Annotated in this window: 13 protein-coding genes; 9 read left to right on the forward strand and 4 right to left on the reverse strand. The window is 64.7% G+C overall.

Going from position 1 to position 13,311, the window contains the following annotated elements:
* Positions 1 to 45: 45 nt before the first annotated feature.
* From Q3C01_RS05615 to Q3C01_RS05630, 4 genes are all read left to right on the forward strand, one after another.
* Positions 46 to 918, forward strand: coding sequence for a MurR/RpiR family transcriptional regulator (locus Q3C01_RS05615; protein ID WP_458144340.1), 873 nt, complete (start codon positions 46 to 48; stop codon positions 916 to 918).
* A gap of 3 nt (positions 919 to 921) precedes the next feature.
* A complete protein-coding gene (locus Q3C01_RS05620) occupies positions 922 to 2,271 on the forward strand; it encodes an aspartate aminotransferase family protein (RefSeq protein ID WP_458144341.1) in 1,350 nt (449 codons plus the stop codon).
* Positions 2,272 to 2,283: 12 nt separating this feature from the next.
* Entirely contained in the window at positions 2,284 to 3,297 is a 1,014-nt protein-coding gene (locus Q3C01_RS05625) for an amino acid ABC transporter substrate-binding protein (protein WP_458144342.1), read from the forward strand.
* A gap of 162 nt (positions 3,298 to 3,459) precedes the next feature.
* The gene (locus Q3C01_RS05630; protein ID WP_458144343.1) at positions 3,460 to 4,110 is read left to right on the forward strand and encodes an aspartate/glutamate racemase family protein; all 651 of its coding nucleotides are present in this window, start codon (positions 3,460 to 3,462) and stop codon (positions 4,108 to 4,110) included.
* Here Q3C01_RS05630 and Q3C01_RS05635 read toward each other — a convergent pair.
* Positions 4,107 to 4,751 carry a TetR/AcrR family transcriptional regulator gene (locus Q3C01_RS05635; RefSeq protein WP_458144344.1) on the reverse strand — a complete coding sequence of 215 codons (645 nt, stop codon included), beginning with the start codon at positions 4,749 to 4,751 and terminating at the stop codon, positions 4,107 to 4,109. The genes Q3C01_RS05630 and Q3C01_RS05635 overlap by 4 nt on opposite strands.
* 159 nt (positions 4,752 to 4,910) lie before the next feature.
* Here Q3C01_RS05635 and Q3C01_RS05640 point away from each other — a divergent pair, with 159 nt between their 5' ends.
* The 5 genes from Q3C01_RS05640 to Q3C01_RS05660 are packed head-to-tail and all read left to right on the forward strand — an operon-like array spanning position 4,911 to position 9,709.
* Positions 4,911 to 5,120, forward strand: coding sequence for a ferredoxin (locus tag Q3C01_RS05640; RefSeq protein ID WP_458144345.1), 210 nt, complete (start codon positions 4,911 to 4,913; stop codon positions 5,118 to 5,120).
* 54 nt (positions 5,121 to 5,174) lie between these two features.
* Positions 5,175 to 6,395 carry a cytochrome P450 gene (locus Q3C01_RS05645; RefSeq protein WP_458144346.1) on the forward strand — a complete coding sequence of 407 codons (1,221 nt, stop codon included), beginning with the start codon at positions 5,175 to 5,177 and terminating at the stop codon, positions 6,393 to 6,395.
* Positions 6,396 to 6,424: 29 nt separating this feature from the next.
* Positions 6,425 to 7,747, forward strand: coding sequence for an MFS transporter (locus Q3C01_RS05650; protein WP_449383252.1), 1,323 nt, complete (start codon positions 6,425 to 6,427; stop codon positions 7,745 to 7,747).
* A gap of 19 nt (positions 7,748 to 7,766) precedes the next feature.
* Positions 7,767 to 8,432: a sulfite oxidase-like oxidoreductase gene (locus tag Q3C01_RS05655; protein WP_458144347.1), complete on the forward strand. Its 666-nt coding sequence runs from the start codon at positions 7,767 to 7,769 to the stop codon at positions 8,430 to 8,432.
* 53 nt (positions 8,433 to 8,485) lie between these two features.
* Complete coding sequence (locus Q3C01_RS05660) at positions 8,486 to 9,709, forward strand: bifunctional alpha/beta hydrolase/OsmC family protein (RefSeq protein ID WP_458144348.1); 1,224 nt, start codon at positions 8,486 to 8,488, stop codon at positions 9,707 to 9,709.
* A 1-nt stretch (position 9,710) separates the two neighbouring features.
* On the opposite strand, the gene Q3C01_RS05665 is transcribed toward Q3C01_RS05660, so the two are convergent.
* The 3 genes from Q3C01_RS05665 to paaK form a co-directional block, all read right to left on the reverse strand.
* Positions 9,711 to 10,790 carry a YeeE/YedE family protein gene (locus tag Q3C01_RS05665; protein ID WP_458144349.1) on the reverse strand — a complete coding sequence of 360 codons (1,080 nt, stop codon included), beginning with the start codon at positions 10,788 to 10,790 and terminating at the stop codon, positions 9,711 to 9,713.
* Positions 10,791 to 10,900: 110 nt separating this feature from the next.
* Positions 10,901 to 11,905 carry a quinone oxidoreductase family protein gene (locus tag Q3C01_RS05670; RefSeq protein WP_458144350.1) on the reverse strand — a complete coding sequence of 335 codons (1,005 nt, stop codon included), beginning with the start codon at positions 11,903 to 11,905 and terminating at the stop codon, positions 10,901 to 10,903.
* A gap of 51 nt (positions 11,906 to 11,956) precedes the next feature.
* On the reverse strand, positions 11,957 to 13,288 hold the full coding sequence (gene paaK / locus Q3C01_RS05675; protein ID WP_458144351.1) for a phenylacetate--CoA ligase PaaK: 1,332 nt from the start codon (positions 13,286 to 13,288) through the stop codon (positions 11,957 to 11,959).
* Positions 13,289 to 13,311: the final 23 nt, after the last annotated feature.

Raw genomic sequence — 13,311 nt, forward strand, 5'->3', positions numbered from 1 at the left:
GCATCAACTGTTGCACCAAACTAAGAGATATGCAACAAATGTTTCATGGCCGAGCCGGCGAAATCCTCACCCCTGAGCGAACTCTGCAGCGCACTGCCATCGCTCCCGATGCGGCTGCAGGAGGTCGGGCGGTTTGTCGCGGCCAACGACTACGACGCCACCACGCGCTCAATGCGCGATCTCGCGGCCGAAGCCGGCGCTGACCCTGCCGCGTTCACGCGGCTTGCCAAGGCGATCGGCTATTCCGGCTGGGACGCGCTGCGCGCGGCGCTGACGGAAGCGCGACGCCCGTCGCAGGCATCGCCCTTCTCGGGTCGCGCCAAAGGACGCCGCCACGGTCCGGATTCCGACGTTGCGCTGATCACCGACAAGCTCGAAGCGGAGGCCGCCGGTCTGCCGCGGATCTCGGCCTCCTCCGTGGCCGATGCCGCAAAGGCCCTGTACAGCGCAAAGCGCATCTGGATTGCCGGCTTCCGAAGCTGCCGCAGCGTCGCGGAGCTCCTGAACTATGAGCTGCGGCTGTTTCGCCCCGGTGAGGTGCAGATCGTCGGCGGCTCTGGTCCTGACGATCTCGACCTCGGCGCCTTCCGTGCCGACGAGGCGGTCGTGGTGATCGGCTTCACGCCTTACACAGGCGCAAGCGTTCGTGTTGCTCAGGCTACCTATCGCGCCGGCGCGACGCTGATCTCGATCGCGGACAGCGTTGCCGCACCAATGGCCGAGGGCGCGGACCACGTGCTGCTGTTTGAAGCTGCGTCCTCGCCCGGATTCTTCCCGAGCCTCACCGGCGCGATCGCGATCGCGCAGTCGCTCGCCGCGGTGACGTTCTCGCTCGGCGGCGCGGCGGCGAAGAAGCGCCTCCAGGACACCGAGGCGCGATTGACTGCGACCTCCATCTACGTATCAGAGAAAGGTTGACCCATGAGCACCCGTACGAGCCGCGTGCTGCACCGTTCCTTGCGCGAGACACCGCCGAAGGCAATCGGCGGCGAAGGCGTTTACCTCTTCGCCGAGGATGGACGCCGCGTGCTCGACGCCTCCGGAGGCGCGGCCGTCTCCTGCCTCGGCCATCAGCATCCGCGCGTGATTGCGGCGCTGGCGAAGCAGGCCTCGACGCTGGCCTATGCCCACACCGCGTTCTTCTCCTCCGAGGCGGCGGAGCGGCTTGCCGAAACGCTGGTCGGCCAAGAGCCCGGCGGTCTCGCCTACGCCTATTTCGTCAGCGGCGGTTCGGAGGCGATCGAAGCCAGCATCAAGCTCGCGCGGCAATACTTCATCGAGCGCGGCGAGCCGCAGCGGCGGCACTTCATCGCGCGGCGCCAGAGCTATCACGGCAATACGCTCGGCGCGCTCGCCGCCGGCGGCAACGCCTGGCGCCGCGAGCCCTACGCGCCGCTGCTGTCCGGCGCTTTCAGCCATGTGACGCCGGCCTTTGCGTATCACGAGAAGCACGACACTGAATCGGATGCCGCGTTCGTGGCGCGGCTCGCAGCCGAGCTCGAGGCCGAGTTCCAGCGGCTCGGTCCCGACACCGTCGCAGCGTTTCTCGCCGAGCCGGTGGTCGGCGCCACCGCCGGTGCCGTCACTGCGCCCGACGGCTACTTCAAGGCAGTGCGCGAGATCTGCGATCGCCATGGCGCGCTGCTCATCCTCGACGAGGTGATGTGCGGCATGGGCCGCACCGGTACCACGCATGCCTGGCAGCAGGAAGGCATCGCGCCCGACATCCAGGCGATCGCCAAGGGTCTTGGCGGCGGCTACCAGCCGATCGGCGCGATGCTCGCAAGCGGCAGGATCATCGACACCATCCGCGCCGGCAGCGGTGCGTTCCAGCACGGCCACACTTATCTCGCCCATCCCCTCGCCTGCGCGGCGGCACTTGCCGTGCAAGAGGTGATCCGCGAAGACGCCCTCCTCGATCGCATCAAGGAACGCGGGCGTCAGCTCGAGCAGCGGCTGACCGAGCGTTTCGGCAATCACCGCCATGTCGGCGACATCAGGGGCCGCGGCCTGTTCTGGGCGATCGAGCTCGTTGCCGATCGCGCGACGCGGACCTCCTTCGATCCCGCGCTCAAGCTGCACCAGAAGATCAAGGCGGCTGCCTTCGCCGAGGGGCTTGGCTGCTATCCCGGCGGCGGCACCGTCGATGGCGTCCGCGGCGACCACGTGCTGCTGGCGCCGCCTTACATCGCCTCGGCGGACGAGATTGACCTGATTGTCGACAGGCTCGGCACGGCCGTCGACAACGTGTTGCGTAGTGTCAATCATTGAGGGGAGAGTAGCATGATGAGGAACGTGATTATCGCGGCAGGCTTGCTCGCGGCTTCGAGCAGCGCGACGTCGGCTGCGACGCTGGACACGGTGAAGAGCCGCGGCACGCTGGTGTGCGGCGTCAGCACCGGCTTTGCCGGATTCTCCGCACCGGACTCGCAGGGCAATTTCAAGGGCCTCGACGTCGACTACTGCCGCGCGCTCGCCGCCGGCGTGTTAGGGGATCCCAACAAGGTGCGCTATGTCGCGCTGACCGCGCAGAACCGTTTCACCGCGCTGCAATCGGGCGAAATCGACGTGCTCTACCGCAACTCGACGCAGACCTATCTGCGCGGCACGACGCTGGGCCTGCGGCAGGGACCGATCAACTTCTACGACGGCCAGGGCTTCGTCGTGAAGAAGGACCTCGGCGTGAAGGAGCTGAAGGATCTGAAGGGCGCCACCGTCTGCGTCGCGCAGGGCACCACGCATGAGGTGACGCTCGGTGACTACGGCCGCGCGAACGGCATCGACTGGAAGCCCCTGGTGTTCGACCGCGTCGACACCATGTACCAGACCTTCTTCGGTGGCCGTTGCGATGCCATGACCCAGGATGCTTCGGCACTCGCCGGCGCGGTGACCACGGCTGCACCGAATCCGGCCGATTACGTCGTGCTGCCGCAGACCATCAGCAAGGAGCCGCTCGGACCCTTCACCCGCAACGGCGACGAGGTCTGGAGCGACATCATCACCTGGCTGCATTACGGGCTGATCGAGGCAGAAGAGCTCGGCGTAACGCAAGCCAATGTGGAGGAGATGGCGAAGTCGCAGACGCCCGCGGTGCAGCGGCTGTTGGGCGCCTCCGGCGATCTCGGCTCGCGGCTTGGGCTCGACAACAAGTGGCTGGTCACGGCGATCAAGGCAACCGGCAATTACGGCGAGATCTACGAGCGCAACGTCGGCAAAGGCAGCCCGCTGAAGCTCGAGCGCGGCCTCAACGGCCTCTGGGAAAAAGGCGGCTTGATGTACGCCATTCCGTTCAAGTAAACGGTTTCAGTATAAGCAACCCGTGCCCCGGACGCGCAGCAGCGTGTAACGCTGCTGCGCAGAGCCGGGACCCAGGGGCCCAAATGGACCCCGGCTCAGCAGCGCAACACTCCGCGTTGCGCTGCGTCCGGGGCACGAGACCCTGCCAGGCAGCCACGTTCGATGATGACGCCCCCTCGCATCACACTGATCCACGCGCTCAAGCATTCCATCGCGCCGATCGAGTCGGCGTTCGCGCGCCTGTGGCCGGAAGCCCGGCTCATGAACCTGCTCGACGACAGCCTTTCGGCGGATCTGGCGCGCGACGGCGCGCTGACGGATGCGATGACCGGCCGCTTTCTCGCGCTCGGGGATTATGCCGTCGCGACCGGGGCAGATGCGATCCTGTTCACCTGTTCCGCCTTTGGACCCTGCATCGAGGCGGTTGCGCGCGCGCATGCGCCGATGCCGGTCCTGAAACCGAATGAGGCGATGATCGAGCAGGCGGTGAAGATGGGCCGGAAAATAGGCCTGCTCTCGACCTTCCCACCGACGCTGCAATCGATGCCGCCGGAGTTTCCGGCCTCCATCGAGATCGTTCCGAAGCTTGCCGAAGGCGCGCTCGCGGCGCTCGACCGCGGCGACCGCGCAGCACATGATCGCCTGATTGCGGAGGCCTCAAAAGACCTGCGCGATTGCGATGTGATCGCGCTCGCCCAGTTCAGCATTGCGGCCACGGCGCCGCTCGTTGAGGATGCCGCCGGCAAGCCAGTGGTGACGACGCCTGATAGCGCCGTGCTGAAACTGGCAAAGCTGTTGTCGGTGAAGCGCTAGTCCGCTTTCCCGCGACGGCGGGCTTCCTTGATAGCGGCATCCAGCGCGAGCTTGGTCTCGGCCACGAAATCCTCGACCAGTTCCTCACGTGTCGTGTGCGCGGCCTCGCCGGTGAACAGCCCCTGCTCGGCCAACATCACCACACCGTGCAATGCCGCCCAGATCTTCAGCGCATGCCGCTCGCGCAGATAGCCGACGGCAGGCGCTTCCAACGCGTCGAGCACCAGCGCGAACGTTTCGTTGGTCGCGGCGTGCAACTCACTGCCCTTGTCAGCGCACGAGACCGTACGCGAGGCGAACATCAGCCGGTAAACGCCGTTGCGGCGCAGGCCGAATTCCAGCGTGGCCTGTGCCAGCCGCGAGAGTTTCGACTGCTTCGACGGTATTGCCATGGCCTCGCGCAGCTTGGCCGTGAATTGCCGAAAGGCCTCCGCCGTCACCGCGGCGAGCAGCGCCTCGCGGTCGGCGAAATGACGATACGGCGCCGGCTGGGAGACGCCGAGTTCCTTCGCCAGCGCCTTGATGCTGATCGCCTCCGCCCCGCCCTGCTCCGCCTCGCGCAAGGCGGCCTTGATCAGGGCGTCGCGAAGATCACCATGGTGATAGGCGTTTTGCGGCTTGCGGGCGAGTTGTGTCGGCATGTTGAGCGAAAACCTATAAGTTTGCGCTTGACAGGGGAAGCCCGTCCGCAATGTAATATACTATAACTTAATTCGCAGGAACCACTGCGGAGAAGAATCAATTGAGGAACGCGCCCGGCCCCTTAAGGGGCCCGCATGCGCACGACCGAGGGAGCTTAAATGGCAGAACGACTGAGAGTTCAGGTCGATCCCGACAAGTGCCAGGGCCATGCCCGCTGCAAGGCGCTGGCGCCGGAACTGTTCGAGCTCGACGAATACGGCAATGCGCATCAGATCGGCGACGGCACCGTGCCAGCCGGCCTGGAAGACAAGGCCTGGCTCGCCAAATCCAACTGTCCGGAAATCGCGATTGAAGTGACCGAGGAATAGCGCGCCGCGCGTTCCTGCGTTCTTCCGTGAACACAAGCCCCCGAGGATCCAGAGATGTCCGACGTCAGCCAACCCGCCGCCCATCCGCCCGTCACCGATTGGCTCCACGATTTCGATCACACCGATCCGCGCTGGACGGAAGACCCCTTCCCGATCTGGGACCAGATGCGTGCCGCAAGTCCCGTCGTACACACCGAGCGCTTTCTCGGTTGCTATCTGCCGACGACCTACGAGGCAGTGCGGCAGATCGCCAACGACAGCGAAAGCTTCTCCTCGCGCCGCATCATCGTTCGCGACGAGCGGCCCGAAGTCGCCAAGAACGCGGCGCCGCCGATCACCTCGGATCCGCCCGACCACAAGCCGGCCAAGCAGTTGCTGCTGCCGCCGTTCACGCCGGATGCGATGAAGAAGCTCGAGCCGCGCGTCCGCGCCATCTGCAACGAGCTGATCGACGAATTCATCGCCGACGGCAAGGTCGACGCCGCCGCGAGCTACACCAAGCACATCCCGGTGCGCGCGATCGCCCACATGCTCGGCATCCCCGAGAGCGACGGCGACCTCTTCATCAAATGGATCCACATGATCCTCGAGCTGAGCATCAAGAACGAGATGATGCTGAAGCAGGCGGCCGACGAGATGACCAACTATTTCGCCGGCCATGTCGAAGCGCGCAAGGCGAAGCCGGGCGACGACCTGATCTCCTATCTGCTCAACGCCCGTGACAAGAACGGGCAGCCGCTCGAGGACTCCCACATCTACGGCTCCCTGCGGCTCCTCCTGATCGCTGGCATCGACACCACCTGGAGCGCGATCGGCTCCTCGCTCTGGCACCTCGCGAAGACGCCTGCGGACCGTGAGCGCCTGATCGCCGAGCCCGAGTTGATACCGATCGCGGTCGAGGAGCTCCTGCGCGCCTATTCGCCGGTGACGATGGCGCGCGAGGTGATCAAGGAGACGACCATTTCCGGCTGCCCGGTCAAGCCGGGCAACATGGTGCTGCTCTCCTTTCCCGCTGCCAACCGCGACCCCAAAATGTTCCCCGATGCCGACAAGGTCGTGCTCGATCGCCGGGAGAACCGCCATGCCGCCTTCGGCCTCGGCATTCACCGCTGCGTCGGTTCCAACCTCGCGCGGATGGAGATGCAGGTGGCAATTGAAGAGTGGTTGAAGCGAATCCCGGACTTCCGGCTCGACCCGGAGGGCATCGTGACCTGGTCGCAGGGGACCGTGCGCGGTCCCCGCCAGTTGCCATTTCTGCTCGGAAAGGCCATGTAGCAGACGGCAAAAGTTCTGGGAGGCCGGTGATGACAGACCAAGCAATCAAGCCGGCCTCCGAGCACTTCGACATTGCCGACGCCCAACGCCGCATCAAGGCGATCTTCATCGGCTCGATCGGCAATCTCGTCGAATGGTATGATTTCTACGCCTATACGGCGTTCGCGCTGTATTTCGCCCCTGCCTTCTTCCCTGGCAACGATCCTGTCGTCCAGCAACTGAACGTCGCCGTCGTGTTCGCGGCGACCTTCCTGATGCGCCCCTTGGGCGGCTGGTTCTTCGGCTATCTCGCCGATCATTTCGGGCGCCGGATCTCGCTGACGCTTTCCGTCGTTTTCATGTGCTTCGGCTCGCTGATCATCGCGGTGACGCCGACCTATGCCTCGATCGGCCTTGCCGCCCCGGCCATCCTGGCCGTCGCGCGCGTGATCGAGGGCTTAAGCCTCGGCGGAGAATATGGCGCCAGCGCCACCTATTTGAGCGAGGTCGCAGATCCCAGGCATCGCGGCTTCTATTCGAGCTTTCAGTACGTCACCCTGATCGGCGGGCAGCTCACCGCGATCATCGTGCTGCTGCTCCTGCAAAAGGTGTTCCTCACGCCCGACGAACTGAAGGCCTGGGGCTGGCGTATTCCGTTTGCGATCGGTGCGGGGCTTGCGATCTTCGCCGCGGTAATGCGGCGCGGCCTGCACGAGACCGAGGCGTTCGAGGAAGCCAAGAAGGTGGTGAAGCCGACCGGCTCCATCGCAAACCTTCTGAAATATCCGCGGGAGCTGTTGCTGGTGGTGGGGCTGACCGCCGGCGGTACGGCCGCGTTCTACACCTTCACCACCTACATGCAGACCTTCGTCAAACTCTCGGTCGGGCTCACCGAAGACCAGACCACCTTCGTGATCTTCGGCACGCTGATCTTCGCGACCATCCTGCAACCGATCTATGGTGCGATCTCCGACAAGATCGGACGCAAGCCGCTGCTGATCTTCTTCGGCGTCGCCGGCACGCTCGCAACCGTCCCGCTGCTGATGACGCTGAAGGAGACGAAATCGCCCTTCATGGCGTTCGTGCTGATCTGCTGCGCCTGGCTGTTCGTTGCCGGTTACACCTCGATCAACGCGGTGGTGAAGGCCGAGCTGTTTCCGACCAACGTACGCGCGCTCGGCGTGGGACTTCCCTATGCGATCACGGTGTCCCTGTTCGGCGGCACGGCGCCGGCGATCGCACTCTACTTCAAGACCATCGGACACGAGGACTGGTTCTACTACTATCTCAGCGGCATCATCTGCCTCTCGCTGATCATCTATGCTACGATGCGCGACACCAAGCATGCCTCCGCGATGCATCGTCACGAGTAGACACCGCCACGAGTAGATCATGGCTGACGAGAACGAGCCGCCGCCCGAAAGCAAGCTGACGCGGACCAAGGAGAAATGGGCGCGCGAGGGCCGCTTCCTCACCGGCAGGATCACGCGCCCGGAAGATCAGCGCCTGCCGCCCGGGCAGCATGTCACAAACGATTGGCCCGTGCTCGATCTCGGCCTCACACCGGAAATTTCGCGGGAACGCTGGCGGCTCGACGTCTATGGCGCAGTCGAAAACCCGGTGTTCTGGACGTTTGCGGAATTCACGGCGCAGAAGCAGACGCAATGCACCTCCGACATCCATTGCGTGACGACCTGGTCGCGCTACGACAACCAGTGGGAGGGGCTTGCGGCACGCGAGCTGCTGGCAGCCTGCCAGCCCCGCAATGATGCACGCTTCGTCGTGCTGCATTCCTATGACGGCTACACCACCAATCTGTCGCTGGAGGATTTCGCCACTGAGGACGCCCTGCTCGCCCATAGCTGGTCGGGCCAGCCGCTGTCCGAGGAACATGGCGGTCCGGTGCGACTGGTCGTGCCGCATCTCTATTTCTGGAAGAGCGCCAAATGGCTACAGGCGATCGAGTTTCTGACTGAGGACGCACCCGGCTACTGGGAAGTTCGCGGCTATCATAACCGCGGCGATCCCTGGACTGAAGAGCGCTACTCCGGGGACTGACATTCCCACCTCTCCCTATGGGAGAGGTGGACGCCAACATCGAGGAGATAGCCATGCCGATGGAACGCTTTCAATTCACAGGCGAGGGCGGCCATCTGCTGGCAGCCGCGCTGGAATTGCCGGACGGTGAACCGGCGGCCTACGCGCTGTTTGCGCACTGCTTTACCTGCGGCAAGGACGTCTTGGCCGCGCGCCGCATCGCTGTCGCGCTCGCGGCCAAAGGCATCGCCGTGCTGCGCTTCGATTTCACCGGGCTTGGCTCGAGCGAAGGCGACTTCGCCAACTCCACCTTCTCTTCAAACGTCGCCGATCTCGTGCACGCCGCCGATCATCTGCGCACGACACGCGAGGCACCGGCGATATTGATCGGCCATAGCCTCGGCGGCGCTGCGATCCTGGCAGCAGCCGGAAAGATTCCGGAAGCCAAGGCGGTGGTGACGATTGCAGCGCCGTCGGACCCTGCGCATGTCACCGGGCTGTTCGGGAATCATCTCGACGACATCCGCACCCAGGGCGAGGTCGAAGTGTCGCTCGCGGGGCGGCCCTTCCGCATCAAACGCGAATTCCTCGACGACATCGTCGAGCACGAGTTGATGAAGGATATCACGGGCTTGCACAAGGCGCTGCTGGTGATGCATTCGCCAGTCGACGATACCGTCGGCATCGACAACGCGACAAAGATCTTCGTCTCGGCGAAGCATCCCAAGAGCTTCGTCTCGCTCGATCACGCCGATCATCTGCTCAGCAAGGTGAGCGACGCCGTCTATGCCGCCGACGTGACCGCAGCCTGGGCCAGCCGCTATGTCGAAGCGGCAAGACCGGCGAAAGTGGCCGATCTCCCCGAGGCGCCGCGCCTGGTAGTCGTGCAGGAGACCCGCAAGAGCAAGTTCAACCAGATGATCTCCGTCGGGCCGCATCGGCTGGTGGCCGACGAGCCGGTCGCAGCCGGTGGCGAGGATGCCGGCCCCGGCCCCTATGATTTCCTGCTTACGGCCCTCGGCGCCTGCACGTCCATGACCATGCGGCTCTATGCCGACCGCAAATCGCTGCCGCTCGATCGCGTCACGGTGACGCTGAAGCACTCCAAGATCCACGCAAAAGATTGCGAGGAATGCGAGACGCGCGACGGCATGCTCGACCAGATCGACCGCCTGATCGCGATGGACGGTGCGCTCGATGCAGAACAGCGCAAGAAGCTGATGGAAATCGCCGACAAATGCCCGGTGCACCGCACGCTGACGTCGGAGATCCGGATCGTGACGAAGGCGGCGGAGTAGCTCAAGCGGCCCGAGAACCTGCTTCCGCTGCCGTCTTTATCGGCTGCACCTGCAATGCGCCGCGCAGGCCCGCTGTCGTGCCAAGCAAAATGCCGGCAACGGCGACGAACGAGGCCAGCGCGAGTGTCGAGAGGCCAGTGAGCCCCTGCCCGATCGAGCAGCCGAAGGCCATGACGCCGCCGATGCCCATCAGCGCCGCGCCGCCCGCCGAACGCAGCATGTGGCGCGGCGACGTGTAGCCCTCGAGCTGAAAACGCCCCGTCGCGAGCGCAGTGATAAGGCTGCCAGCGAACACGCCGGCGACAGTGGCGACGCCGAAATTGAGCGTCAGGCCGGTCGACAGCATGGCGTATTGCAGCGCGTCCGCGATCGGCGCGATGAAGGTCAACGAGGTCACCGGCACCGGATTGAAATCATCGGCGCCGAGGAAGCCGGTGACGCACCAGCCGCCAGCGATCAGGAGACCGACGATAGCGCCTGCCGCAATCTGGCCCGGCGAGCGGCGGAACGCGGCGTGGGCGAAGGCGAACAGCACCAGCGCGGCCGCGATCACGGCGGCAGCGAGCGTTCGCGAGGCAGCATCGCCGAGCCCGAAGGCAGACAAAAGCGCGGGCAGCGAATTCGCGCTCGCGGTGGTCTGTGAGGCCTGCACGAGCGCGATGCGCGCCGGCGCGATCAGGCCTTTCAGTGTCATCTGCGCTGCGATCGCCAGGACGATCACGACGACGAAGGAGCGAAGATTGCCGCGGCCGAGCAGCACCAGCGCGCGCGAGCCGCAGCCGTTCGACAGCACCATGCCGTAGCCGAACAGGAGCCCGCCAAGGAACAGCACCGGCGCCGAGAAGGTCTGTTGCAGATAGATCGACTTGCCGAGATCGACCACGCCGCTTCCGGCGAGGAACTGGCTGGCGGCGATAGCGACCGCCATCGCCAGCGCGTAGGTGCGGACCAGCCGACCGTCACCCTTGGCAAGGAAGCCACGCATACTGCTCATCAGGCAAAACCCGCTGAGCAGACCAACGGCGCCGTAGACGAGGCCGATGGCGAGGCCGGCAAGGATGACGAGTTGGGCGGGTTCCATCGGTTGCTCTCAGACTTCTCGTCGTTTCCCGTCATTGCGAGCGCAGCGAAGCAATCCAGACTGTCGCCGCGGAAAGATTCCTGGATTGCTTCGCTGCGCTCGCAATGACGCTAGGGCCGCAGAATTACGCGATCGCGCGAGGAGCCGGCGACGGCGACATACGCTTCTTTAGCGTGCTCCAGCGCATAGATCGCGCCTTGCTTGATCGGAAACGGTTTCAGGTGTCCGCTGGCAAAGCCGGGACCGAGATCGCGCAGCACGGCCCCAGTTGCGATCGACGACAAGCCCAGCGTGTCGATGCCGACGTAGGTGTGCTGACCGCGGTAAAACTCCAGAATGTTGAACTGCACGATGCGGTCGATCGCCGCAATCAGGATCTGCCGGCCGCGCAGCGCGAGCGACTTGTGCGCGGCCTGGAAATAGGGGTCACCGACCGTGTTGAAGACGACATCCGCACCCTTGCCGGCGGTCACCTCGCGCACGCGCGCTGCGACATCGATGGCGGAGGCGTCGACGACTTCGACCGGCGCGTTGGAGTGGCCTTCATAGGCCTCTGCCTTGCGCACCACGCCGATTGCGCGCGCGCCCTGCCAGGTCGCGATCTGCACGGCAGCCTGGCCGACCTTGCCGTTGACGCCCATCACCAGCACCGTCTCTCCCTGCTTCGGCAGGCCGGCGCGGCGAAAACCTTCCATTGCGGTAACGAAGGGCACGCCGATGCCGGCGGCCTCCTCCCAGGACAGCGCGCCTGGCTTTTCGACCACTGCTTCAAGCTCGACAACGAGATGGGTCGCGTGAGTGCCGTCGCGGCGGATGCCGAGATCGCCCGAGGAGCCGAACACCTCGCGGCCGATCGTGCCAGCCGGGCCGTCGATCACCACGCCGGCATAATCGCGGCCGGGCGTACGCGGGAACACGGCATAGGGCATCAAGCCGGTCGCGGCCTTCACGTCGGACGGATTGACGGCCGCAGCCTTCACTTCGATCAGGACGTCGTGAGCGCCACGGTCGAGCCTGTGATGCTCGACGAAAGGTTCAAGCGCTGCCGCATTCTCGGCCTTGGCATTGAGGCGCACGCAGCGCGCTTCGACGGTTTTGCTATTGGCTGCCGACATCGAACGACCCACGATTTCTCGCGGGCCTTGTCGCCTTTGGGGCCGGTCAAGTCAATCCTTCGGCCGCTTGTCGTAGAGGCGCTTGGCCTTGCCGAGTGATCGCTCCAGCGTAGCCGGCGCAACCACCCTCACCTTGGACGTGATCCCGATTGTGTTCTTGATGTGGGTGGATATGCGCTCGGCGTGGTCGACGAGCCCGCGGCCGTCCCAGCTCTCCGGGCGTGCCTCGGCGATGATGGTCAGCTCATCCATCCGCCCCTCCCGGGTCAGTTCCAGGACGAAATGTCCGCCGCACCACTCGGTCGCGAGCAGCACCTCCTCGATCTGGGTCGGGAACAGGTTGACGCCGCGCAGGATGATCATGTCATCGGACCGTCCCGTCACCTTCTCCATCCGCCGCATGGCCGGACGCGCGGTGCCGGGCAGGAGGCGCGTGAGATCGCGGGTGCGATAGCGGATCACCGGGAAGGCTTCCTTGGTGAGCGAGGTAAATACAAGTTCACCCTTCTCGCCATCGGGCAGCACCGCGCCGGTCTCGGGATCGATCACCTCGGGATAGAAGTGATCCTCCCAGATGTGCAGGCCGTCCTTGGTCTCGATGCATTCCTGCGCGACGCCCGGGCCGATCACTTCGGACAGGCCATAGATGTCGGTCGCATCCATGTCGAAGGCCTCTTCGATCTCGCCGCGCATCGCGTTGGTCCAGGGCTCGGCGCCAAAAATGCCGACCTTGAGCGAGCATTGGCGCGGATCGAGCTTCTGGCGCTTGAACTCGTCGAGGATCGCCAGGATGTAGCTCGGCGTCACCGTGATGATGTCAGGTCGGAAATCGTTGATGAGCTGCACCTGCCGCTCGGTCATGCCGCCGGAGATCGGCACCACCGTGCAGCCGAGCTTCTCCGCGCCGTAATGCACGCCGAGGCCGCCGGTGAAGAGGCCATAGCCATAAGCATTGTGGATGATCATGCCGGTACGGCCGCCGGCGGCGCGGATCGAGCGCGCCATCACGTCCGACCAGGTGTCGATATCACGTTGCGTATAGCCGACGACGATCGGCTTGCCCGTCGTGCCGGAGGAGGCGTGCACGCGCACCAGCTTTTCGCGGGGGACCGCGAACATGTTGAAGGGATAGTTGTCGCGCAGATCCGTCTTCACGGTGAACGGAAACTTTGCGAGATCGGACAGCCCTTTGAAGTCGGACGGATGCACGCCGGCCTGGTCGAAGGCCTTGCGATAATGCGCGACGTTGTCGTAGGCGTGCTTCAGCGACCAGGCCAGTCGCTGCGTCTGCAACGCCATCATTTCGTCGCGCGAGGCGCGCTCATGCGCGTCCATCTCGGCACTATAGGCGTTGCCACCTGCCTTCAGCCTGGTCAGAGCCATCCTCGTTTCCCCACATCATTTGT

It is taken from the genome of Bradyrhizobium sp. UFLA05-109 (assembly GCF_054185165.1).